21 protein-coding genes are annotated in these 23837 nt (G+C 67.9%); 12 read left to right on the forward strand and 9 right to left on the reverse strand.

Going from position 1 to position 23837, the window contains the following annotated elements; translation table 11 throughout:
- The first annotated feature begins 21 nt into the window (after window positions 1-21).
- The 3 genes from VJT49_RS06745 to VJT49_RS06755 are packed head-to-tail and all read left to right on the forward strand — an operon-like array spanning window position 22 to window position 4754.
- A complete protein-coding gene (locus VJT49_RS06745; RefSeq protein WP_324163823.1) occupies window positions 22-1605 on the forward strand; it encodes a carboxyl transferase domain-containing protein in 1584 nt (527 codons plus the stop codon).
- Between the two features lie 6 nt (window positions 1606-1611).
- The gene (locus VJT49_RS06750; RefSeq protein ID WP_324163824.1) at window positions 1612-3603 is read left to right on the forward strand and encodes an acetyl/propionyl/methylcrotonyl-CoA carboxylase subunit alpha; all 1992 of its coding nucleotides are present in this window, start codon (window positions 1612-1614) and stop codon (window positions 3601-3603) included.
- Window positions 3600-4754, forward strand: coding sequence for an acyl-CoA dehydrogenase family protein (locus VJT49_RS06755; RefSeq protein ID WP_324163825.1), 1155 nt, complete (start codon window positions 3600-3602; stop codon window positions 4752-4754). Before VJT49_RS06750 ends, VJT49_RS06755 begins: the two co-directional genes overlap by 4 nt.
- Here VJT49_RS06755 and VJT49_RS06760 read toward each other — a convergent pair.
- The gene (locus VJT49_RS06760; protein WP_324163826.1) at window positions 4726-5856 is read right to left on the reverse strand and encodes an NAD(P)/FAD-dependent oxidoreductase; all 1131 of its coding nucleotides are present in this window, start codon (window positions 5854-5856) and stop codon (window positions 4726-4728) included. The genes VJT49_RS06755 and VJT49_RS06760 overlap by 29 nt on opposite strands.
- Before the next feature lie 103 nt (window positions 5857-5959).
- Here VJT49_RS06760 and VJT49_RS06765 point away from each other — a divergent pair, with 103 nt between their 5' ends.
- From VJT49_RS06765 to VJT49_RS06790, 6 genes are all read left to right on the forward strand, one after another.
- Window positions 5960-6538 carry a helix-turn-helix domain-containing protein gene (locus tag VJT49_RS06765; RefSeq protein WP_324163827.1) on the forward strand — a complete coding sequence of 193 codons (579 nt, stop codon included), beginning with the start codon at window positions 5960-5962 and terminating at the stop codon, window positions 6536-6538.
- Window positions 6539-6578: 40 nt separating this feature from the next.
- Window positions 6579-7346 carry a type I methionyl aminopeptidase gene (gene map / locus VJT49_RS06770; protein ID WP_324163828.1) on the forward strand — a complete coding sequence of 256 codons (768 nt, stop codon included), beginning with the start codon at window positions 6579-6581 and terminating at the stop codon, window positions 7344-7346.
- Window positions 7347-7605: 259 nt separating this feature from the next.
- The gene (locus VJT49_RS06775) at window positions 7606-7800 is read left to right on the forward strand and encodes a hypothetical protein (protein WP_324163829.1); all 195 of its coding nucleotides are present in this window, start codon (window positions 7606-7608) and stop codon (window positions 7798-7800) included.
- A 30-nt stretch (window positions 7801-7830) separates the two neighbouring features.
- Entirely contained in the window at window positions 7831-8646 is an 816-nt protein-coding gene (locus tag VJT49_RS06780) for an SDR family oxidoreductase (RefSeq protein ID WP_324163830.1), read from the forward strand.
- 439 nt (window positions 8647-9085) lie between these two features.
- Window positions 9086-9676 carry a Panacea domain-containing protein gene (locus tag VJT49_RS06785; RefSeq protein ID WP_324163831.1) on the forward strand — a complete coding sequence of 197 codons (591 nt, stop codon included), beginning with the start codon at window positions 9086-9088 and terminating at the stop codon, window positions 9674-9676.
- Window positions 9673-10251: a Fic/DOC family protein gene (locus VJT49_RS06790; RefSeq protein ID WP_324163832.1), complete on the forward strand. Its 579-nt coding sequence runs from the start codon at window positions 9673-9675 to the stop codon at window positions 10249-10251. Before VJT49_RS06785 ends, VJT49_RS06790 begins: the two co-directional genes overlap by 4 nt.
- A gap of 191 nt (window positions 10252-10442) precedes the next feature.
- Here VJT49_RS06790 and VJT49_RS06795 read toward each other — a convergent pair whose 3' ends face one another.
- From VJT49_RS06795 to VJT49_RS06810, 4 genes are all read right to left on the reverse strand, one after another.
- Window positions 10443-11651: an acyl-CoA dehydrogenase family protein gene (locus VJT49_RS06795; RefSeq protein WP_324163833.1), complete on the reverse strand. Its 1209-nt coding sequence runs from the start codon at window positions 11649-11651 to the stop codon at window positions 10443-10445.
- 10 nt (window positions 11652-11661) lie between these two features.
- Window positions 11662-12966, reverse strand: a complete 1305-nt coding sequence (locus VJT49_RS06800) for an acyl-CoA dehydrogenase family protein (protein WP_324163855.1) — start codon at window positions 12964-12966, stop codon at window positions 11662-11664.
- A gap of 82 nt (window positions 12967-13048) precedes the next feature.
- Window positions 13049-14251, reverse strand: a complete 1203-nt coding sequence (locus VJT49_RS06805; protein WP_324163834.1) for a low temperature requirement protein A — start codon at window positions 14249-14251, stop codon at window positions 13049-13051.
- Window positions 14252-14306: 55 nt separating this feature from the next.
- Window positions 14307-15473 (reverse strand): TetR/AcrR family transcriptional regulator, encoded by a 1167-nt coding sequence (locus VJT49_RS06810; RefSeq protein WP_324163835.1) that lies wholly within the window; start codon window positions 15471-15473, stop codon window positions 14307-14309.
- Window positions 15474-15587: 114 nt separating this feature from the next.
- Here VJT49_RS06810 and VJT49_RS06815 point away from each other — a divergent pair, with 114 nt between their 5' ends.
- Both VJT49_RS06815 and VJT49_RS06820 read left to right on the forward strand, forming a co-directional pair.
- Complete coding sequence (locus VJT49_RS06815; protein WP_324163836.1) at window positions 15588-16799, forward strand: acetyl-CoA C-acetyltransferase; 1212 nt, start codon at window positions 15588-15590, stop codon at window positions 16797-16799.
- Entirely contained in the window at window positions 16796-18961 is a 2166-nt protein-coding gene (locus tag VJT49_RS06820; protein WP_324163837.1) for a 3-hydroxyacyl-CoA dehydrogenase NAD-binding domain-containing protein, read from the forward strand. Before VJT49_RS06815 ends, VJT49_RS06820 begins: the two co-directional genes overlap by 4 nt.
- A 44-nt stretch (window positions 18962-19005) precedes the next feature.
- Here the strand turns inward: VJT49_RS06820 and VJT49_RS06825 are convergent, their stop codons facing one another.
- On the reverse strand, window positions 19006-19830 hold the full coding sequence (locus VJT49_RS06825; protein WP_324163838.1) for an NAD(P)H-binding protein: 825 nt from the start codon (window positions 19828-19830) through the stop codon (window positions 19006-19008).
- A gap of 88 nt (window positions 19831-19918) precedes the next feature.
- Here VJT49_RS06825 and VJT49_RS06830 point away from each other — a divergent pair, with 88 nt between their 5' ends.
- A complete protein-coding gene (locus VJT49_RS06830; RefSeq protein ID WP_324163839.1) occupies window positions 19919-20305 on the forward strand; it encodes a helix-turn-helix domain-containing protein in 387 nt (128 codons plus the stop codon).
- Window positions 20306-20374: 69 nt separating this feature from the next.
- Here VJT49_RS06830 and VJT49_RS06835 read toward each other — a convergent pair whose 3' ends face one another.
- The 3 genes from VJT49_RS06835 to VJT49_RS06845 form a co-directional block, all read right to left on the reverse strand.
- Window positions 20375-22204 (reverse strand): glycoside hydrolase family 3 protein, encoded by a 1830-nt coding sequence (locus tag VJT49_RS06835; RefSeq protein ID WP_414635850.1) that lies wholly within the window; start codon window positions 22202-22204, stop codon window positions 20375-20377.
- A 300-nt stretch (window positions 22205-22504) separates the two neighbouring features.
- Entirely contained in the window at window positions 22505-23098 is a 594-nt protein-coding gene (locus tag VJT49_RS06840; protein WP_324163840.1) for a pentapeptide repeat-containing protein, read from the reverse strand.
- Window positions 23095-23837 (reverse strand): hypothetical protein (locus tag VJT49_RS06845; RefSeq protein WP_324163841.1); only part of this gene is annotated, 743 nt, incomplete at its 5' end. The genes VJT49_RS06840 and VJT49_RS06845, both read right to left, overlap by 4 nt.

The following is a 23837-nucleotide window of genomic DNA, read 5'->3' on the forward strand; positions in this document are numbered from 1 at the left end:
ACGACGACTAACTTGGCGGCCATGGACACACCGACGCTCACCAGCTCCGCCGATCCGCGGAGCGAGGGCTACCTGCGCAACGTGACGGCGCATGCGGAGCTCGTCGGGGATCTCCGCAAGCGGCTGGCGGTGGCGCGCCTGGGCGGCCCCGAGAAGGCGCGCGCCCGGCATGTGGAACGCGGCAAGCTGCTGCCCCGCGACCGGGTCGACGCCCTGCTCGACCCCGGCTCGCCCTTCCTCGAGTTGTCCCCGCTCGCCGCGAACGGCCTCTACGACGACGAGGCGCCCGCGGCGGGCATCATCGCCGGCATCGGCCGGGTGTCCCGCCGGGAGTGCGTGATCGTCGCCAACGACGCGACGGTCAAGGGCGGCACCTACTACCCGATGACGGTGAAGAAGCACCTGCGCGCCCAGGAAGTCGCCCTGCACAACAACCTTCCGTGCATCTACCTGGTCGACTCGGGTGGCGCCTTCCTGCCCCGGCAGGACGAGGTCTTTCCCGACCGCGAGCACTTCGGCCGCATCTTCTACAACCAGGCGACCATGTCCGCCCGGGGCATCCCGCAGATCGCCGCGGTGCTCGGCTCCTGCACCGCGGGCGGCGCCTATGTTCCGGCGATGAGCGACGAGGCGGTCATCGTCCGCAACCAGGGCACGATCTTCCTCGGTGGGCCGCCGCTGGTGAAGGCCGCGACCGGCGAAATCGTCACGGCCGAGGAACTGGGCGGCGGGGACGTGCACGCGCGGTCCTCCGGCGTCACCGACCACCTGGCCACCGACGACGCCCACGCGCTGCGCATCGTTCGGTCCATCGTGGACACACTGGGGCCGCGTGCGCCGAGGCCCTGGGAGGTCACGCCGGCCGAGGAACCGGTGGTCGATCCCGGCCAGCTCTACGGTGTCGTGCCCACCGATTCACGCACGCCCTACGACGTGCGTGAGGTGATCGCGCGGATCGTGGACGGCAGCCGGTTCGCCGAGTTCAAGAAGGAGTACGGCGCCACGCTCGTGACCGGGTTCGCCCGCATCCACGGCCACCCGGTGGGGATCGTCGCGAACAACGGGGTGCTGTTCTCCGAATCGGCGATGAAGGGCGCGCATTTCATCGAGCTGTGTGACAAGCGCTCGGTTCCGCTGGTGTTCCTCCAGAACATCAGCGGGTTCATGGTCGGAAAGGCCTACGAGGCGGGCGGGATCGCCAAGCACGGCGCGAAGATGGTGACCGCGGTGGCCTGCGCGCGGGTGCCGAAACTGACCGTGATCATCGGCGGCTCGTTCGGCGCGGGCAACTACTCGATGTGCGGCCGCGCGTATTCACCCCGGTTTCTCTGGATGTGGCCGAACGCGCGGATCTCCGTGATGGGCGGTGAGCAGGCGGCGTCGGTGCTCTCGCAGGTCCGGCGCGACAACGACGGCGAGGAAGAGTTCAAGGCCGGGATCCGCCGCCAGTACGAGGAACAGGGCAACCCGTACTACTCGACGGCGCGGCTGTGGGACGACGGCGTGATCGACCCGGCGGACACCCGCACGGTGCTCGGGCTCGCGCTTTCGGTCGCGGCCAACGCGCCGCTGGAACCCGTCGGCTACGGCGTCTTCAGGATGTGATCTTCGGTGTTCGACACTGTTCTGGTGGCCAACCGCGGCGAGATCGCCGTGCGGGTCATGGACACCTTACGGCGGATGGGAATCCGCACGGTCGCGGTGTACAGCGACGCGGACGCGCACACCCGGCATGTGCGTGAGGCCGATGCCGCGACGCGTATCTCGAACTATCTGTCCATAATGGATATCGTGCGGGCCGCCGTCGATGCCGGTGCGCAGGCCGTGCACCCCGGGTACGGGTTTCTCGCGGAGAACGCCCGGTTCGCGGAAGCCTGCGCGCGCGCCGGGCTGGTGTTCATCGGACCACCCGCCACGGCCATCGAGGCCATGGGCGACAAGATCCGCGCCAAGGCCACGGTCTCCGCGGCCGGGGTGCCGGTCGTGCCGGGCAGCGACGACGTGGCAAACGCGGCGGAGGTCGGCTTTCCATTGCTGCTCAAACCTTCCGCGGGAGGCGGCGGCAAGGGAATGCGGCTGGTCAACGGCCCGGACGAACTGGACGCGGCGATCGAATCGGCACGGCGGGAGGCGAAGTCGGCCTTCGGGGACGACCGGTTGCTGGTCGAGCGGTTCGTCACCACCCCACGGCATATCGAGATCCAGGTGCTGGCCGACACCCATGGCAACGTCGTCCACCTCGGCGAACGCGAATGCAGCCTGCAGCGGCGGCATCAGAAGATCATCGAAGAGGCGCCTTCGGTGCTGCTCGACGAACCGATTCGGGCGCGGATGGGCGCGGCCGCGGTCGAGGCCGCGCGATCGGTCGGCTACGTCGGCGCGGGCACCGTGGAGTTCATCGTGTCCGCGCACCGGTCGGACGAGTTCTTCTTCATGGAGATGAACACCCGTCTGCAGGTCGAGCATCCGGTGACGGAGTTGGTGACCGGCCTCGACCTCGTCGAGTGGCAGGTCCGGATCGCCTCGGGTGAAGCGCTTACCCTCAGCCAGCAGGAGGTGCCGCTCGACGGCCACGCCGTCGAAGCCCGCGTCTACGCCGAAGACCCGGCGCGTGGGTTCATCCCCACGGGCGGCACGGTGCAGGGGGTCTGGGGCCTGGGGGCGAGCCCCCAGAAAGCACAAGTACCGGGCGAGCCGCGCGGTGTCCGGGTGGACTCCTGGCTCAGCCCCGGCACCGTCGTCACCTCGAACTACGACCCGATGCTCGCCAAGGTCATCGCCTGGGGCCCGGACCGGGCTGCCGCAGTTCACCGCCTCGACCGTGCGCTGGCCGAGGTCGCCGTGCCGGGCGTGACCACGAACGTCGCCTTCCTGCGGGCGTTGCTCGCCGACCCGGATGTCCAAAAGGGACAGCTGGACACCGGGCTGGTCGAACGGAAACTCGACACGCTGGTCACCACCGGAGTCGCCGAGGAGTTCTTCGTCGCGGCCGCGCTGGACCGGCTGATCGAGCTGGCACCGTCCGGCCCCGCGGTGGATCCCTGGGACGTGCCCACCGGTTGGCGGCTCGGCGGCGCCGGTGGCGTCGTGTTCCGATTACGGGCCGGCGAGACCGACGCGCTGGTGCGGGTCGAGGGAACACCCGATTCCGCGGTGGTGACGGTCGACGACGGCGAGCCCGTGCGGGTGTCCGCCCGCCGCGCCGGGGACCGGCTGGAACTGCACTACGAGGGCGAGTTCCGGCGGTACCTGCGGGCGAGCGCACAGGGGTCTGCGTCTGGGGGCACGCGGGCACAGCACCTGTGGCTGGCCAGGGACGGGCACTGTGTGGCGATCGGCGAACGGCCGAACCTGCTGGCCACGCACGGCGAAACGAGTGACGCGGGACCGGTGCGCAGCCCCATGCCGGGCACGGTCCTGGTGGTCAAGGTCGCGCCGGGCGAGCGCGTCGGCGCGGGAGCGCCGCTGCTCGTCGTCGAGGCGATGAAGATGGAACACACCCTTCTCGCGCCGGTGGACGGCGTGGTCGGCGAGGTGCTGGTGCAGGCGGGTCAGCAGGTCGCGCTGGACGAAACCCTGGCCGTGATCGAGGAGACACGATGATCGACTTCCGGCTCGACGAAGAACACGAGGCGCTGAGAAAGACGGTGCACGACTTCGCGCGGTCCGAGGTGGCGCCGGTGATCGGCGGCTACTACGAGCGGGAGGAGTTCCCGTACGAACTGGTCGCCAAGATGGGCGAGATGGGTCTGTTCGGCCTGCCGTTCCCCGAAGAGTTCGGCGGCATGGGCGGGGACTACTTCGCGCTGTGCCTGGCGCTCGAGGAACTCGCGCGAGTCGACTCGTCGGTCGCCATCACCTTGGAAGCGGGGGTGTCTCTCGGCGCGATGCCGGTCTACCGGTTCGGCACGCGCGAGCAGCGGGAACGCTGGCTGCCCGAGCTGTGCGCCGGTAGGGCGCTGGGTGCGTTCGGGCTGACCGAGTCGGGTGGCGGATCGGACGCCGGCGCCACCAGGACCACGGCGAAACTCGTCGACGGCGAATGGGTGATCAACGGCAGCAAGTCGTTCATCACCAACTCGGGCACCACGCTGACGCGGCTGGTGACGGTGACCGCGGTGACCGGCACGGCGCCGGGCGGGGGAAAGGAGATCTCCACGATCATCGTGCCCGCGGGCACCTTCGGGTTCACCGTAGCGCCCAAGTACTCCAAGGTCGGCTGGAACGCCTCGGACACCCACGAACTGTCCTTTTCGGACTGCCGGGTGCCCGGGGAGAACCTGCTCGGCGAGCGTGGCCGGGGCTACGCCCAGTTCTTGTCTATTCTGGACGAAGGCAGGATCGCGATCGCCGCGCTCGGCGTCGGGCTCGCGCAGGGGTGCGTCGACGAGTGCCTGCGGTACGTGGGCGAGCGTGAGGCGTTCGGCCACCGGATCGGTGAATACCAGGCGATCCAGTTCAAGATCGCCGACATGGAGACGCGGGTGCACACCGCCCGCCTCGCGTATTACGCGGCGGCGGCGAAGCTGGTGCGTGGCGAGCCGTTCAAGAAGGAGGCCGCGATCGCGAAGCTGGTCTCGTCCAACGCGGCGATGGACAACGCTCGCGACGCGACCCAGATCTTCGGCGGCTACGGCTTCATGAACGAGTTCCCGGTGGGCCGGTTCTACCGGGATGCCAAGATCCTGGAGATCGGCGAGGGCACCAGCGAGATCCAGCGCCTGCTCATCGCCCGCTCGCTGGGGCTTCGCTAACCGCGCTCCGTGCCGGTCCCAGAAGGTGGTCGAATGCTCCCTCGGCGGCCTTGGCGGTCTCGACCGAGCGTGGCAGCATGACGCCTTCGTAGGCGCGGACGGCCTCGTCGATGCCGGACTCGGTGACGAGGGCGGTGGCGAGTTCGGCGCCGTCGAGCATGGCGAGGTTCGCGCCGACGCCGACCGGGGGCATCAGGTGGGCGGCGTCGCCGAGCAGAGTGATGCCGGGAACGTGGTCCCACGCGTGCGGAACGGGCAGGACGAACTGGGGCCGGTTGACGAACCCCCGGTCACTGTCGCGCACGATCGCGAGCAGGCTTTCGTCCCAGCCATCGAACATCTTCGGCAGGTACGCCCGCACCATCGCGTCGTCCGCGAGGTCCACACCGGCCTGTCCGGGCCAGTCCTCAGGCGCCCGGAACGCGATATAGCACCGGCCGTTGCCGTTGCCGTTGCCGTTGCCGTTGCGCTGCGCGAACAGCCCTTTGCCGCCGGCCTTGGCGATCATCGTGCCGTTGCCGACCAGCTTCACCAGCCGGGGGTGACGGGCATCGACATCATCGAAACCGGTTTCCACGAAGGTGACTCCGGTGTAGCCGGGCTTGGTGTCCGACAGGGCTTGGCGGACGCGAGACCAAGCGCCGTCGGCGCCGACGACCAGGTCGAAATCCTCGGTGGCGCCGTCTGTGAAAGACACGCGCGGCTTGCCGCCCAGCGAGGCGGTCCGGCTGACGGTCCGTCCCCATCGGACGGTCCCGGGCGCGAGCGAGTCCAGGAGAAGCTCACGTAGCTTGCCTCGGTCGATCTCCGGCCGGCTGAACTCGCCTTCGGCGGGTAGTTCGTGACGCAGGACGGTGGCGGTGTGGTCAAGCTGGCGTTGTTCCTGGCCTTCGGCCCGGGCGAGCGCGCGGAACCGGTCGAACAGGGCTGCCTCGCGGAGCGCGACCTGGCCCGTGTCGGTGTGCATGTCGAGTGTGCCGCCCTGCGCGCGGGAGCCCGGCGACGATTCGCGTTCGAAGACGGTGACCGGACGGTCGTGCAGTTGCAGGACCCGGGCACAGACGAGGCCGCCGAGGCCGGCTCCGGCGATCGCGATCTTCATGGTGGTTGTCCTCTCGTTGGGGTGCCCTCAGAAGAGCACAATCGCTACGAAAGTGCAACGAATAAACTTTTATAGCGAGTCAACTTCGAGGTATGGTGGGCGCGTGACCGAACCGACCGGGCGCCGCGAGCGCAAGAAGGCCAGAACGCGCAAGTCCCTGGCTGACGCCGCGCTCCGGCTCTTTCTCGAGCGCGGCTACGACCAGGTGGGCGTCAAGGACGTCGCGGACGAGGCCGACGTGTCCGTGACCACCCTGTTCAAGCACTTCCCCAGCAAGGAGGCGCTGGTCTTCGACTTGGACGACGACATCGAGCAGGCGCTCGTCGCCGCGGTGTGCGGGCGTGCGGCCGGCCAGTCGATCCCGCAGGCCCTCCGCGAGTGTTTCCTGGTGCGCGAAAGCTCCCATGCGGATCCGCGATTCGCGGCTTTCCAGCGCATGGTCGGCGAAACCCCGGCGCTGCGCGACTACCGGGACCGGATGTGGATGCGTCACGAAACCGCGCTGGCGCGGGCCATCGCCGAGGAGGTCGGCGCCCCCGAGGGTGACGTCAGGTGTGCCGCCCTGGCCCATTTCGCGCTGGCGGCCCGTGGTTTCATCCAGCGGTATCCCGACCCGTCGCGCGCTGCCGATCGGGTCTTCGCCCTGCTGGAGAGCGGCTGGGCGGACCACCCGGACCTGTGATAAGAATACCGGTATAACTATCCCGGTATGGAGTGAGATCTTGATCGAGTTGAAGAGCGAGCACGAGCTGGCCGTGATGCGCGAGGCCGGCCGGGTGGTCGCGAAGGTACTGAACGCCGTCCGCGAGCGGGCTTCCGTGGGCACGGACCTGCTCGAACTCGATGAGCTGGCCTCGACCATGCTCGACGAGGCCGGGGCGAAGTCGTCGTTCCGCCACTACCACCCGAACTGGGCGCCGATGCCGTATCCGGGCGTGCTGTGCACCAGCGTCAACGACGCCATCGTGCACGGCATTCCGACCGGCTACCGGCTGCGCGACGGGGACCTGTGCAGCGTCGACTTCGGCGCGGCCGTGGATGGCTGGCATGGCGACGCCGCGATCAGCTTCGTCGTCGGCGCCGCGGACCCGGTCGACCTCGAGCTCATCGCGACCGCGGAGCGTGGGCTCGCCGCCGGTATCGCGCAGGTCAAGCCGGGCAACCGGCTCGGCGACATCGGGCACGCGATCGGCGTGATCGGACGGAAAGCGGGCTACGGGCTGACCGCGGACCACGGGGGTCATGGCGTCGGCCGGGCGATGCACGAGGCGCCGCACGTGCCCAACGAAGGTCAGCCGGGCAAGGGACTCAAGCTGCGGCCGGGCATGGTTTTCGCCATCGAGCCGATGTTCACCGCGGGCGGGCGCGACGACTACCGCTACGGCGACGACGGCTGGACGATCCTCACCTCGGACGGCAGCCGGGCCGCGCACGTCGAGCACACCGTGGCCGTCACCGAGGACGGTCCCCGCATCCTCACCGCGCCGTGAAAATCCGGCCAGGCGACGAGCGCGATTTCCCCGCGTTGATGGCGATGTTCGACGCCGCCGTCGAATGGCTCGTCGCTGGCAGCGTGGGGTAGTGGGAACCGAGCCATGGCCCAGCGCGAGGACCCAGCGCGCGGCATCGTGACCGGGGGCGGACTGTTCGTCGCCGAACTCGCGGGTGAACCCGTCGGTGCGCTCGTGCTCGGCGACAGGTTTCCGTACGCACCGCCCGCCGACGAGGCCCGAGGTGTAGATCGAACTGTTGCTCACTTCTCGCGCTCACGCCGGGTGTGGCATTGGCTCGGCGCTGCTCGACTTCGCCCGCGCGGAAGCACTTCGGCGTGAGATCGGGCTGCTGCGGATCGACTGCTGGTCCGGTGGCGACGGGAAACTGGTCGAGTACCACCGGCGCCAGGGTTTCACGCCGACGGTCCGGATCTTCGAGTGGCGCTGGTGATCCCTTCCGATACCGGGCAGGATGATCGGCATGGTGCTGTCTGGCAAGGTCGTCGTGATCACCGGGGGTGCGCAGGGCATCGGCGCCACTACGGCGGCGGCACTCGCCCGTGAAGGCGCGCGGATCGCGATCGGCGATCTCGACCAGGAGCGGGCCAGGAAGACGGCGGCGGAGTTGGGGGCGCTCGCGTTGCCGCTGGACGTCACCGATCGCGCCGGGTTCACCGCGTTCCTCGACGAGGTCGAGCGGCGGCTGGGGCCCATCGACGTCCTGATCAACAACGCCGGGATCATGCTGCTCTCGCCCTTCGAGGAGGAGGACGACGCGGCAACCGCACGGCAACTCGAGATCAACCTGCACGGGGTCATGCACGGCACGCGGGAGGCCATCAGGCGGATGCGGCCGCGGGCGTCCGGGCACATCGTGAATGTCGCGTCGATGGCGGGCAAGGCGGGCTTTCCCGGAGCGGCGACCTACTGCGCGACGAAGCACGCGGTGGTTGGGCTGTCCGAGGCGGTGCGGCAGGAGTTACGCGGTTCGGGCGTGCACATCTCGTGTGTGATGCCCGTTGTCGTGCGCACCGATCTCGCCGGCGGGCTCCCGGAAATGAAACTGTTTTCGCACCTCCGGGCGGAGGATGTCGCGAAGGCGATCGCCGAGGTGCTGAAACGGCCTCGATTCGACGTTTTCGTGCCGCGGTCACTGGACCTGACCAGCCGGCTCAGCCGCCTGCTGCCGCGTGCGACAGCCGAGTGGTTCATGCGTTTCGTCGGCGCGGACAGGATTTTCACCCGCGCGCACGCCGCCGAACGGGCCGGCTACGAAGCCCGCGCCAGAAAGCCCTGACAACGCGAGTCCCCCTTCGCCGCGCGTGAGTCCCACGTTGGCTGTGTGCGAGTTCCTCGTTGGGAACGCGTGAGTTCTACGTTCGGCGTGCACTGTCCCACGTTGGTGTCGTCGTGGTCCGAATCTGACTTGCCGCCGCGCTTGGTGGGCTCGGCGCGCGTGTGTGTGGCCAGGTGCGCCGACGCCAGCACGCCGAACGGTAAGCCCTGAACTGAAGGCACGTCGCGAAAGCCGGACTCGGGTGTCACGAGACCCGGACTCGGGTGTCGCCAGGTCACTTGAGGTAGCGAACCCCTGTTATCGTGCTACGATCTGTTATACCACCCAGGCAGAGCGTAGCCAGCGTGGGCTGGAGGATCTCACGTAAGCAGCGCGACTTCTGTAGAATTTGTAGATAGTACCTGGATGGTTCGACTGGACAGAGGGAGGTGCCGACACCATGGCTGAGGTAAACGACGTTGCCGCCGCATTGCTCCTCAGGACCGGTGCGGTGACGACCATGAAGCTCCAGAAACTTGTGTACTACGCCCAGGCCTGGCATCTCGTCTTCCATTCGCGGCCACTTTTTTCTGACGCAATCGAAGCCTGGCCGCAGGGGCCGGTGACGCGAACGCTGTACGAAAAGCATCGGGGTCGTTACCAGGTCAAGGAGTGGCCGGGTGGAGACCCTGGCAGGCTGACCAAGGATGAGCGGGAAACAATTTCCTGGGTGCTGGCGAAGTATTCGCACTTCTCAGCCGAGACACTGTCCAGGATGACCCACATGGAAACACCTTGGCGGATTGCCAGAGGTTTGCTGGCTGACGACGAAAAGTCGGCAGAGCCGATAAAACTCGAAAATATGCGTCACTTCTACTCCCGGCAAAGGGCGGATCCCGACGTCGCTGTTTCGCAGGCCGCGGCGAGTTCCGCAATGGAAGGCGTCGAGTTGGATGACGCGTGGCAAAGTACGCTTCGGCGTGTTGCCGGCGGTAGCATGTCTGCCGACGATGTCATTGCGGAAGAAGTCCGCCGGATTACCCGACGGTGAGTGACCCATATCTCTGGCCGGACGGCAGCTGTCTGGCGAATAGATTGAAAATCTATGATCCGCACGAGTTGCGGCAGGCCGAGGCTCGAATCGTCAGTGTTCGAGACGTCCAGTTGGCGCGTGAGACGCTTCCTGGAGAGTACAATCTCGAACATTTTCAGGAATTTCACCTGATGCTTTTTGGGGATGTCTATGAGTGGGCTGGCAAGACAAGAACCGTGAACATCTCGAAGGATGGTTCAGCTTTCTGTTCCTGGCAGTTCGTCGAAGATGAGACGTCGGCCGTCCTGGCCGGCCTGGAAAAGGACAACTGGTTTATCGGCCTGAAGCGCGAAGGATTTGTGAAACGGCTGGCGTACTACTACGGGGAGATGAACGCCCGGCATCCCTTTCGAGAGGGCAACGGGCGAACGCAGAGGGCATTTCTACGTCAGTTGGCGGCGGCTGCCGGATGGCGCTTGGACTGGTCTGCCCTGAACCGGGAGGACAATATCGTCGCCTCGCGTCAGAATCTGCGCACGGCAGATATCGGCCTTTTGGTGCGCGTCCTGGAACCTGTCGTGGTCCGAATCTGACTTGCCGCCGCGCTTGGTGGGCTCGGCGCGCGTGTGTGGCCAGGTGCGCCGACGCCAGCACGCCGAACGGTAAGCCTGAAGGCACGTCGCGAAAGCCGAACTCGGGTGTCACGAGACCCGGACTCGGGTGTCGTGGGAGCCCGACTCGGGTGTCGTGGGAGGCGGACTCGCGCGGCGCGGGTTCTCGCAGGTTACTTGAGTTCCGCGCTCGTTTTGCCGAGGACGCGGCGGGCGACGATCAACTGCTGGATCTGCTGGGTGCCTTCGAAGATGTCGAGGATCTTCGAATCGCGGGCCCATTTTTCCAGCAGGGAATCCTCGACGTAACCGAAGGCGCCGGCCAGTTCGACGCATTTCAGTGTGATGTCGACGGCGGAGCGGCCCGCCTTCGCCTTGGCCATCGAGGCCTGCAGCGAATTCGGCTTGCGGTTGTCGGCCATCCACGCGGATTCCAGCGTCAGCAGGTACGCGGCCTCGTAGTCGGCCTCCAACTGCAGGTAGGCGGCCGCGGCGGCGTGCTGGCTGTTCGCGGGGCGGTCGTAGTCGAGGGTCACCCCGGCTTCGGTGAGGATCCGGCGGGTCTCCTCCAACGCCGCTCGCGCGACGCCGATGGCCATCGCGGCGACCAGTGGGCGGGTGTTGTCGAAGGTCTGCATGACCCCCGCGAAACCCTTCTTGGTGTCGACATCGGGCGAGCCGAGCAGGTTTTCCCTGGGCACACGGCAGTCTTCGAACCGGAGCACGGCGGTGTCCGAGGCGCGGATGCCAAGTTTGTGCTCCAGTCGCACCACCTCGAAACCGGGCGTGCCCTTTTCCACCACGAACGACCTGATCGCCGCACGTCCCTTGCTTTTGTCCAAAGTGGCCCAGACGACCACGGCGTCGGCGCGCTGGCCGGAGGTCACGAAGATCTTCTCGCCGTTGAGCACGTAGTGGTCGCCGTCGAGCTTCGCCGTGGTGGTGATCGCGGCCGAGTCCGATCCGCAGTCCGGCTCGGTGATGGCCATCGCCGCCCAGACCTTGCCGAACCGCTCGAGTTGCTCGTCGTTGGCGACCGAGGCGATCGCCGCGTTGCCGAGCCCCTGCCTCGGCATGGACAGCAGCAGCGCGACGTCACCCCAGCACAACTCGATCGTGCCGAGAACCGTTTTCAGGTTGCCGCCGTTGCGGTTGCCCTTCGCCGTCTCCTGCTCGTCGCGGCGTACCCCGGCCGCTCCGGCGCCACCCTCGCCGGAGGAGCTCAGCCCGTCCAGCACCGCGGCGAACATGTCCAGTTCGGACGGATAGGCATGCTCGGCGCGGTCGTACTTCCGGGAGATCGGGCGCAGCACGTGGGAGGCTGCCTGGTACGCCTGGTTGATCAGCGCCGCGGCCTTCTTCGGGGGTTCCAGGTTGATCATTTCGAGACTCCTAGAGCAGGACGATGCCTTCGAGCACGCCGATGGCGCGCAGGTCCCGGTACCAGCGTTCGACGGGATGTTCCTTGGTGAAGCCGTGTCCGCCCAGCAACTGCACGCCCGCGCTGCCGATCCGCATTCCCTTGTCCGTAGCCAGTTTCCGGGCCAGCGCGACCTCCCGGGCGTACGGTTTGCCCTGTTCGGCCCGGGCGGCGGCGCGCAGCATGACCAGCCGCATGCCCTCGAGTTCGATCGCGATGTCGGCGACCGAGAACGCGACCGCCTGCCGGTGGCTGATCGGCTCGCCGAAGGCCTTGCGATCGTTGACGTAGGGGACCACGTAGTCCAGCACGGCCTTTCCGGTGCCGCAGGCCAGCGCCGCCCAGCCGAGCCGGGAAAGCCGCACGACCTCGGTGAAGACCTCCGGTGACGCGGCGCCGAGCAGCGCGCCGGCGGGCAGCGAAACCTTGTCCAGCAGCAGTTTTCCGGTGGCCGCGCTCCGCAGGCCCATCGCGGGCTCGGTTTTGACGGTCAGTCCCGAGGTCGACGATTCGATCAGAAACAGCGCGGGCCGCGGATCCGCCGACCCTTCCAGGCTCGCCGAGACGACGAACAACTCCGCCTGCTCGGCGCGCGGCACCAGCGACTTGAGACCGTCCAGTTGGTACCCAGTCGGCGTGCGGCGGGCCTGGGTGGCTGGCTTGAACGGGTCGAACAGCGGCTTGGGCTCCTGGAGCGCGAGCGCGGCGGCGGGCACGTTCTCGCCGACGAACGCGGACAGGTAGTCGGCCTGCTGCTGCGCGTCGCCCCACAGCACGAGCGCGGTGCTCACCGCGGACGGCGCCAGTATGGCCAAGGCGAGCCCGAGGTCGCCGTGCGCGAGTGCTTCGGCGACCAGCGCCGCCGTGACCGTCGAGCGTTCCGTCCCGGCTCCGCCGAGTTCCTCCGGGATGCCGATGAGGGTGACGCCGAGTTCGGCGGCGCGGGTCAGCAGGCCGTCCGGGGGTGTCAGCTTGGCGTCCGCTTCGGCGGCGGCGGGCCGGAGCTGTTCGGCGGCGAACTCGCTGACGGTCTCGACGATCATCTGCTGCTCTTCGGTCGGCGTGACGTCGAAGAGGTCCTTTTCGTCTGCCTGTGCGGGACGCGCGGGTTTGCCGAGCCGCCGGGCGGACGTGAACGTGCGGCTGGCCGCACCGGCCGCACGGAAACCGTTCCTGGTCGCCGCGTTGAGCAGGTTCTGCACCGGCGTACGCAGGCCCGCTCGCTCCAGTGCCTTGCTGCCGGCGAGCCGGGTGAGCGCGGCCAGGCCCAGCCCCATCACGTCTCGTTTCCGCGCGGGTGTCGCCACGTCGCCTCTCCCATCGAAGGATGGAACCTACTGGTGAGTAGATTACCATGGGTCAGGAATGATGGGCGAGCATTCTCCTTCGCCGTTCGGCGAGGAGGATCCGTTCCAGGATCACCAGCGCACCGCAGACCATGGCGACCACCACGACCAGGAGTACCGCCGGGAGTTGCCCCAGCACCGGGGTGGCCGCGACCAGCAACGCCGCGACGACCAGCCGCTGGACGTTCCAGCTGCCCACGTTCCGCTTGCGCAGCGAACTGAGCCCGACCAGGTACAGCGCCGCCCCGCAGGTCAACGCCCACAGGGGAACGCCGTGCAGCGCCTCGCCCGGCGAGTGGTGCGTGGTGTCCGCGACGTACAGCAGCGCCTTCTTCATACCCAGCGCCATCAGCACGATGCCCGCGATCAGGGGCAGGTGCAGATAGGTGTAGGTGTCGGTGGCGAGCTTCACGCGGTCGACGCCCGTCGCCTGCGTGAGCTTGCGCTCGGCCACGTGCGCCACGATGTCGAAGTACATCCACCACATCGCCGCCGACAGCCCGAGTCCGCCGGTCGCGCCCAGCACGACCAGCCACGACATCGGTAGCTGGGAGATCCCGATGCCGATCGCCACGATGGATTCGCCCAGTGCGATGATCACGATCAGCCCGAACCGCTCGGCGAAGTGCCCCGGCGCGGGAACCTGCCAGCCCTCGGCGCCCGCGACGTACACGCCCGTGTAGTCGACGGCAAGGGCGAGCACCCACAGCCCCAGTTGCGGCGCCCCCGACGTGAACGCCGCCCCGGCAAGCACGGCCACGCCGGCGAGCATGGGCGGAGCCATCCGTGTGAGCACCCTGCGAAGCGCGGCGTCCTGGCGCGCGACCTGGAAGTAGGCCACCAGGTGCAACACCCGTACCAGCAGGTAGCACACGACGAACAGCACCGGCGTGTACAGCCCGCCCGGCAGGTCGGTGAAGGCCTCGGGAATGTCCAGCGATACCAGGAACATCGTGGCCATCGCGGCGAGCATGGCGAACCTCGCGACGCCACGGTCCAGGTGCACGCTGTTGCCGAGCCAGGTGTAGCAGCACCAGCACCACCACAGCACGCCGAGCATCGCCAGTCCCTGCCCGAGCCCGAGCGGTGTGGTGTGGTCGGACATCAGCTGGGTGGTCTGCGTGATCGCGTAGACGAAGACCAGGTCGAAGAAGAGCTCCAGGGTGGTGACCCGGTGGTCCTCTTCGGTCACAAGCTGGAGGCGTTGAGTCGGCACGCCCGATCTTCGCAAATCCCGCCCCGTCTGACCGGCACTTTCGACGAGAGCGAACCTAGTCGTTCAGCACCGCCGCCATCAGCGCGACGAGGTCGGCGGGCAGGCGGGGGCGGCTGGCGATGCGGCGGGTCCGGGTCAGGTCGTTGGCGACGGTCAGTGCCGCGTGGACGATGATCTTGGCCTCGCGGGCGTTCAGTCCGGGCCGCGCGGCGACGAGCAGGTTGACCCACTGCGTCACGTAATCCCGTTGCACGCGAAGGAGATCGGCCCGATCCTGTTCCGGGATGTTCGCGCCGTCGATGGCGAAGCCGACAGCGAGCTCGGGCGAGGAAGTGAGCACCCGCACATAGGACTCGACGAGCGCGCGCAGCGCCTCCGCCTCGGTCGCGCTTGTCCGTATCGCGTGTTCGGCGCCCACCGCCAGCCGGTCGGCGGCGCGCCGCGCGATCGCGCACAGCAGGGCGGCCTTGCTCGGGAAATGCTTGTACACGCTCGGACCCGCGATACCGGCGGCGGCGCCGATGTCCTCCATGCTCACCGCGTGGAAACCGCGCTGGTGGAACAGTTCGGCCGCCGCGGACAGGAGTTGTTCACGCCGTGACTGGTTGCCGAGACCGGGCACCGGATCGCCGGGTTCGGGGCCTTCGGCCGGCAGGTCGGCGTACAGGACGCGCTTGGCGAGGTCGACCAACAGCGTGACGAATCGCTGCCTCGCCACACTCGTGTGGTGCACCGAAACGCTGCCGAACACGCTCAGCGCTGCCCAGCACAGCAGTTCGGCGTCGGCGGCGGGCAGCTCCGGGCGCACGGTGAGCAGCATCTTCGCCCACGTCGAGAGCATCGCGCTGGACCGCCGGCCGATCTCCTTCTGGTCCTCGGGTGAAAGATGTCTGCCTTCCCATCGCCACAGCGCGGTAGTGTCCCGCCGTTCCACGGACCCGGCGGCGAGGCGGCTCATCACCGCTTCGATCTGCCCGCTTTCCAGGGCCGACAGGGCCTCGGAAGTGCCGCGCTCCAACTCCGCTAGGCCGGACAGCAGCACGTACGACAGGATCGATTGCTTGTCCGTGAAATGCCGGTACAGGGCGGGCCCGGTGATGCCGGCCGCGGCGGCGATGTCGTTGATGCCCACGCCCCGGTAGCCGCGCGTGCGAAACAGCTCGGCCGCGACGGCGGCCAGCTGGTTCTTTCGATCGCGAACGCGTCGGCCCCGCTGTTCCATAGTGAGCACACTGTAGCTGTCTTCGTGGCCATTGCACCAGCGGTTTCGCTGGGTCTATGTTAGTGGTTATTAGCCGAGTGTAGGGCCACCAGCAAGTCAGGAAGGACTGTCGGTGTGAGCAACGAGGCATATGTCTACGAGGCGATCCGCACGCCTCGTGGAAAGAACAAGGGCGGGTCCCTGCACGGGACCAAGCCCATCGACCTGGTAGTGGGCCTGATCAACGAGATCGAGGCCCGGTTCCCGGACCTCGACCCGGCCGGAATCAACGACATGGTGCTCGGCGTGGTCTCTCCGATCGGTGAGCAGGGCGGGGACATCGCGCGCGGCGCCGCGATCGCGGCCGGCCTGCCCGACACGGTCGCCGGGGTGCAGTTGAACCGCTTCTGCTCATCCGGTTTGGAGGCGGTCAACCAGGCGGCGGCACGGGTGCGATCGGGCTGGGAGAACCTGATTCTCGCGGGCGGCGTCGAGTCGATGTCGCGGGTGCCGATGGGTTCCGACGGGGGCGCGATGTTCGCCGACCCGGTCACCAGCTACGACAGCTACTTCGTCCCGCAGGGCATCGGCGCCGACCTGATCGCCACGGTCGAGGGCTTCTCCCGCGAGGACGTCGACCGGTTCGCGGTGCGCTCGCAGGAACGCGCCGAGGCCGCGTGGTCGGGCGGGTACTTCGCCAAGTCCGTGGTGCCGGTCAAGGACATCAACGGCGTGACCATCCTCGATCACGACGAGCACCGCCGGCCGGGGACGACTCTGGAGGCTCTCGGCAAGCTCAAGCCGTCGTTCGAGGCGATCGGCGACTTCGGTGGCTTCGACGCCGTGGCGCTGCAGAAGTACCACTGGGTGGAGAAGATCAACCACGTGCACACCGGCGGCACCTCCTCCGGCATCGTGGACGGCGCCGCGCTCGTGCTGATCGGCAACGAGCAGGCGGGCCAGAAGTTCGGGCTTACCCCGCGCGCCCGCGTGGTGGCCACCGCGATCACCGGTTCCGACCCGACGATCATGCTCACCGGCCCCACGCCCGCCACGCGCAAGGTCCTCGACATCGCCGGCTTGACCGTCGACGACATCGATCTGTTCGAGTTGAACGAGGCGTTCGCGTCGGTGGTCCTGAAGTGGATGAAGGACCTGAAGCTGCCGGACGAGAAGGTCAACGTCAATGGTGGCGCCATCGCCATGGGGCATCCGCTCGGCGCGACCGGCGCGATGATCCTCGGCACGATGGTGGACGAACTGGAGCGCCGCCAGGCCCGGCGCGCGCTGCTGTCGCTGTGCATCGGCGGCGGCATGGGTATCGCGACGATCATCGAGCGGGTGTGACCATGACCGACACCATCCGGTGGGACAAGGATTCCGACGGGATCGTCGTGCTCACGCTGGACGACCCCAACCAGTCGGCGAACACGATGAACGCCGGCTTCCGCTCCTCGTTCGGGGAGGCCGTGGCGCGATTGGAGTCCGAAAAGGACTCCATCACGGGTGTGGTGATCACCTCGGCCAAGAAGACCTTCTTCGCGGGTGGTGACCTCAACGACCTCATCCGGGCCAAGCCGGAGCACGCCGAGGAGATCACCCGCAGCACCAACGCGGTCAAGGCGCAGATGCGCCGCCTGGAGACGCTGGGCAAGCCCGTGGTCGCGGCGATCAACGGCACGGCACTGGGCGGTGGCCTGGAGATCGCGCTGGCGTGTCACCACCGGATCGCGGCGGACGTGCCGGGCAGCCAGATCGGCTTCCCGGAGGTCACCCTGGGCCTGCTGCCCGGCGGTGGCGGGGTCGCGCGTTCGGTGCGGTTGCTCGGCATCCAGAACGCCGTGCTGAACTGGCTCGCGCAGGGCCAGCGGCACAAGCCGGCCAAGGCCGTCGAACTGGGCCTCGTGCACGAACTGGTGTCCAGTGTGGACGAACTGCTGCCGAAGGCCAAGGAGTGGATCACGGCGAATCCGGAGGCCGTGCAGCCCTGGGACGTCAAGGGCTACAAGATCCCCGGCGGCACGCCGTCGAATCCGTCGCTCGCGGCGAACCTGCCCGCGTTCCCGGCGAACCTGCGCAAGCAGCTCAAGGGCGCGCCGATGCCCGCGCCGAGGGCGATTCTCGCGGCCGCGGTCGAGGGTGCGCAGGTGGACTTCGACACCGCGAGCCTGATCGAGACCCGGTACTTCGTCAGCCTGACGATCGGCCAGGTCGCGAAGAACATGACCAAAGCGTTTTTCTTCGACCTGCAGACCATCAACTCCGGTGGCTCGCGGCCACAGGGCTTCGAAAAGTACACCGCGCGGAAAGTGGGTGTGCTCGGCGCGGGGATGATGGGCGCGGCCATCGCCTATGTCGCGGCGAAGGCCGGGATCGACGTCGTCCTCAAGGACGTTTCTCTCGAAGCGGCCGAAAAGGGCAAGGGCTACGCGGCCAAGCTGGAGGAGAAGGCGCTTTCTCGCGGCAAGACCACCAAGGAGAAGTCGGACGCGCTGCTGGCGCGGATCAAGCCGGCGTCCGACCCCGCCGACTTCGCGGGCGTGGACTTCGTCATCGAGGCCGTGTTCGAGAGCCAGGAGCTCAAGCACAAGGTGTTCGGCGAGATCGAGAACGTCGTCAACCCGGACGCCGTGCTCGGCTCGAACACCTCCACCCTGCCGATCACCGGCCTCGCGCAGGGTGTGCGGCGGCAGGAGGACTTCATCGGTATCCACTTCTTCTCACCGGTGGACAAGATGCCGCTGGTGGAGATCATCCGCGGGGAGAAGACCTCCGACGCCACCCTGGCCAAGGTGTTCGACTTCACCCTGCAGATCCGCAAGACGCCGATCGTGGTCAGCGACAGCCGGGGCTTTTTCACCAGCCGCGTGATCGGCACTTTCCTCAACGAAGCCGTGGCGGCGGTCGGCGAAGGCGTCGAGCCGGTGTCGATCGAGCAGGCCGGTGCCCAGGCCGGGTACCCGGCGCCGCCGCTGCAGCTGATGGACGAACTGACGCTGACCCTGCCGCGCAAGATCCGGCAGGAGACGCGGGCCGCGGTGGAGGCCTCCGGTGGCGTGTGGCAGGCGCACGGCTCCGAGGCGGTCTTCGACCGGATGGTCGAGGAGTTCGACCGCAGGGGCAAGTCCTCCGGCGCCGGGTTCTACGAATACGAGGACGGCAGGCGGGTGCGGATCTGGCCGGGTCTGCGCGAAGCCTTCAACTCCGGCAGCGCGCAGGTACCGTTCAAGGACCTGCAGGAGCGGATGCTGTTCGTCGAGGCGCTGGAAACCGTGCGGTGCTTCGACGAAGGCGTGCTGAACTCCGTGGCCGACGCCAACATCGGCTCGATCTTCGGGATCGGCTTCCCGGCGTGGACCGGCGGTGTCATCCAGTACATCAACTCCTACGAGGGCGGCCTGGGCGGGTTCGTGGCCCGCGCTCGCGAACTGGCCGAGCGCTACGGTGACCACTTCACCCCGCCACAGTCCCTTGTGGACAAGGCGGAAAAGGGCGAGATCTTCGAGTAGTGAACTACGGTGGCGCCCTTTTTCGAAAAGGGCGCCACCGTCGTTCACTTGAAGGCCGCGACGTTGCGTGCTGCCCACTGCGCGAACGTGCGGGGCGGGCGGCCGAGGATCCGCTCGACATCGAGGCTCACCTGCCGCTCTTCGTCCGACGGCTTGCCGAGGATGTCGAGGGTGCTTTCCGCGACCGGCTCCGGCATGAACCGCAGCATCTGGGTCTTGGCCTCCTTCCGGCTCAGTTCGACGAACCGAACGGGTTCGCCCAGGCCGTCTCCGATGGCCGCGGCCTGCTGTCGCGGTGAGACCGGCGTCGGTCCCGTCAGCGTGTAGGTGTTGCCAACGTGCTTCGCGTCGCGTAGTGCGACGGCGGCGACCTCGGCGATGTCGGCCGGGTCGATGGCCGGCGCGGCGACATCGCCGAACGGCGCGGCGACCATGCGCAGTGCGCGCACCATCTCGGCCCACTGGAAGGCATTGGAGTCAAACCCTCCCGGCCGCAGGATTGTCCACTTCAGACCCGAATGGCGGACGGTGTCCTCCAGGTTCGAGGGGTGCCGTCCGGTGCCGACGCCCTGGGAGGACAGCAGGACGACTCGCTCGATGCCTGCCGCTCGCACGACGTCGACGACTTCGTCGAGGTTGCCGTTCGCCATGAAGTCGCCGGAGGTCAGCAGGAACAGCGCCTCCGCCCCGTCAAGTGCGGGCTCGAGGCTTTCCGGCTCGGCCAGGTCGGCCCGATGACGGCGTACCCCAGCCGGCAAGTCCGGCGCGGAGATCTGCCGGGAAATCGCCATCACCTCCTCGCCCGCCGCGACGAGGGCTTCCACCAGTGGCCGCCCGACATTGCCCGTCGCTCCGGTCACCACGATCATGTTCGCTCCACTTCCGAGTTCCTTTTTTCGACTCGGCGAAGCTACTATCGCCGGGCTAGTAGGTACCTAGAGGAAAGTATGAGTTGGTGTGACGGAGAACACTGTTCAAGCCGAGGTTCCCCCGGAGCTGGCGTGCCCGATCGCCCCCGTGGTCGACCTCGTGTTCAGCCGCTGGACCACGCCGATCCTGTGGACGCTCAACGAATACGGGCGGCAGCGGTTCGTGGAGCTGGAGCGCCGGATCACCACCATCACCCCGAAGGTGCTGACCCAGCGGTTGCGCCAGCTGGAACGCGACGGACTCGTCGTGCGCACGTACTATCCCGAGGTTCCTCCGCGGGTGGAGTACGAGATCAGCGAGCTGGGCCGCAGCCTGGCGCCGGTGTTCGCGTCCCTCGCCGAGTGGTCGGTCAACCTCGACAAGATCGAGCAGGCCCGCGAAGCCTACGACGCCAAACCCCGCCCCCGCCGTTAGGCACGCGAACGGGCGACTCGCGAGATCTCTGCGAGTCGCCTGTTCGCGACGTCGCGATCCCTGGCGGGGTCAGCGGTGGTAGCGCAGGCCGTAGCCGTAGGGGAACAGGGCCTGCTGGCCGTCCCCGACGTTGATCGGCTGCTGGGACGCCGACCGCGGCCAGGTGTCGGGCAGCTTCCCGGTCGGGTTGTACTCGCCGAACAGCACGTCGGCGACTCCGGCGCCTTCAGTACCCGGCAGCCACGACTCGAGCAGCGCGTTCCACCCCGGCAATTCCGACGCGATGTCCAGCGGCCGCCCGGAAACGAGCACGACCACCACCGGAACGCCCGACGCCTTCAACCGCTGCAGGGTCGCGAGGTCGTCCGCGTCCAGGCTCATGCTGCCCGGCCGGTCACCGAAGCCCTCCGCGTACGGCGTCTCGCCGACCACCGCCACCGCGGCCCGGTAGCCGCCGTCGATCCCGGTGCCGTCCTTGCCGTAGGTGACGTTCGACGCGCCCGCCTTCTGCTGGATCCCTTGCAGGATGGTGGTTCCCGGGGTGATGTTGCCGCTGCTGCCCTGCCAGGTGATGGTCCAGCCGCCGGTCTGGTCGCCGATGTCGTCGGCGTTCTTACCGGCCACGAAGATCTTGCCGCCGTTCTTACGCAGCGGCAGCACACCGTCGTTCTTCAGCAGCACCTGGGATTCCCGGACCGCCTGCCGCGCCAGTTCGCGGTGTTGCCGGTCCCCGATGGTGCCGGTGAACCGGCGGTCGGTGAACGGCCGCTCGAACAGGCCGAGCTGGAACTTCTTGGTCAGGATCCGGCGGTTGGCGTCATCGATGCGGGCCATGGAGATCCGTTTGGCCTGCACCTCGGTCCGCAGCGTGTCGATGAACTTCTGGTAGTCGTAGGGAACCATCACCATGTCGATGCCGGCGTTGATGGCCGTGTCGACCTCCTCGGCGGTGAACCCGGACTGGCCGTCGATCTTGTCGATGCCCTGCCAGTCGGACACCACGAACCCGGAGAAGCCCAGCTCGCCCTTGAGCACGTCGGTGATCAGGTAGCGGTTGGCGTGCATCTTCACGCCGTTCCAGCTGCTGTAGGAGATCATCACCGAGCCGACCCCGCGCCGCACCGCCGCGCGGAACGGCGGCAGGTGGATCGCCCGCAGTTGCGCCTCGCTGAGCTCGGTGTTTCCTTCGTTGACGCCTCCGGTGGTGCCCCCGTCGCCGACGTAGTGCTTCGCGGTGGCGAGCACCGAACCGTTGTCGGACAATGACTCTTCGTTGAGCGACCTTCCCTGCAGCCCGTCGATCACGGTGGTCATCGACGACACGAGCTGCGGGGTCTCTCCGAAGGATTCGTAGGTGCGGCCCCAGCGGTCGTTGCGCGCGACGCACAGGCAGGACGCGAAGTCCCAGTCGATCCCGGTGCCGGACACCTCTTCGGCGGTCGCGCGGCCGATCCGCTCGACGAGTCGAGGGTCGCGGGTCGCGCCGAGCCCGATGTTGTGCGGGAAAATGGTCGCGCCGACGACGTTGTTGTGCCCGTGCACGGCGTCGATGCCGTAGATGATCGGGATGTGCAGCGGCGACTGGAGTGCCGCGCGCTGGAACGTGTCGTACATCTCGGCCCAGGCCGCCGGCGTGTTGGGCGTCGGCGTGGAGCCGCCACCGGACAGCAGCGAGCCGAGCCGGTAGGTCGCGATGTCGGTGGGATTGCCGGTGACGGCGGCGCGCTCCGCCTGGGTCATCTGGCCGAGCTTGTCGTCCAGGGACATCCGGGACAGCAGGTCCTTGACCCGGACCTGGACGGGTTTGGCGGGATTGAGGTAGTCCGGCCCGCGTCCGGGGGCGGCGGACACCAAGCCCGCGCCCGACACGAAGGCGGGGGCGAGGGCGAGGGTGAGCACGGCGACGGTGGTGGCTCTTCGGGAACGAGTTCGCACAGTGGTCCTCCTTGACACACCGGGTTTGTTGCCATTGGCAACATATGCCGCCCCGTAAGGTAGCTCACGGCCACCTCTCAGGTCCAGACCTCACGGGCCCGTCTCGCCGGGCGGAAACTGGGTTGTAGGGGTGGCGTGGTCACTCGTCGTCAGCGGCCAGCCGGCGCGGCCACGCGAGGGTTTTCTCATCCGTGCGCACGACGCCCACTTCCGGTTCGCGGGGAGCGCCGAGCCTTCCTGTGCCAGCCTGACCGCGGAGCCGGGTCAGCCCGTCGCCCAGGTGACGAACTCGTCGCCGGACAGCCGGGGAGCGTCCGGGTCCGTCGAGACCACCACATTGTCGGCGACCGCGGTGTCCAGCCCGGTCCAGTTCCGGACCGTGGCGGTGGCGAGGTTGGCGCCGAGGAAGCTCGTCCGGGTGACGTCCACGCGGTCGAGCAGGCAACCGCGCAGATCGGTCTCGAGGAGTTCCGCGCCACCGAGCTTCGCGCCGGTCAGGTCGGCGTCGCGCAGAATCGCCCGGTCGAGCGTGCAACGGTAGAGTTCCGTCTCCCGCAGGGAGGCCCGCGCGAGCGATGCCGTGGTGAGGTCCGCCTTTCCGAGCCGGGCCGCGTCGAGTTTGCCGCCGTCGAAGCGGGCGCCGCGGAACTGGCCGGCATACAAGGAGACTCCCGACAGGTCGGCTTCCGAAAAATCGGCATTGGGCAGCACGGCTTCGCTGAGTTCGTGTCCGCGTAGGTCGTAGCCGTGCAGATCAAGCCTTTCGGCCACCAGGCGCTCGCCCCACCTGCCTTGGGTGCGCACCCATTCGGCATGACGCGCCAGGCGAGTCTCGATCTCCGCGGGTTCCACGGTCATGGCCAGAAGATTACTTTGCCGGCGAAATCGGGCCTGGCGTTCACCGCGTTCCGCAGGTCGGTCGCCTGTGTGGGGGTCAGGCCGCCGAGATCGAGAATCACGTTTTCCCCCTTGCGGATTTCGGCTTCGACTTTGCGCACCGAATCGGCGAGGTCGAAGCTCGCCGATTGGAACCCCTTGATGTCCCACGGCACGTTGTTGCCGTCGAGGAACTCCGCGCGCGAGGGGTCGATATCGCGCCGGATGGGTCCCTGCAATCGGCCGCTGTTCTCCAGATCGAGGCCGATCTGCGCTTCGTGTTTGCCCTTGGCCGTTACCTGGAAAGCGGCGGCCGGGTCTCGGGCGAGGTCATCGAGTTCCTGGGGGCCCCGGGTGAACGGCGGAGACGGCCGCACACCAGCCACGCCCGCTTTTTGCTCCAGCCGGCTCATCCGCTGCTCGGCATCGACCGCCTTTTCGGCAAGCGCGTCGAGTTCGCGTATCCGGGTCTTGTCGTCGAGGCCGCGGGTCGCGACCCCGGTCGACTGTCGCTCGAGCTGCTCGGCGCGCTTGACCAGCAGTCCGGCCTCCCGCTGCAGCTCAGGTGGTAGGCGCGCGGCACGCGCACGCAGGCTCGCGGCGATCGTCTCGCACACCGCGCTGCATCGCATCAGCTTGCCGTCGACAAGGAATTTGATCTCGTGGGGCTCGCCGAGCGCGTTCGTGAGCTTCCGTTCCAGCCGCACCCCCAGACCCTCGG

Source organism: Amycolatopsis sp. (assembly GCF_035276945.1).
Taxonomy (GTDB): Bacteria; Actinomycetota; Actinomycetes; order Mycobacteriales; family Pseudonocardiaceae; genus Amycolatopsis_E.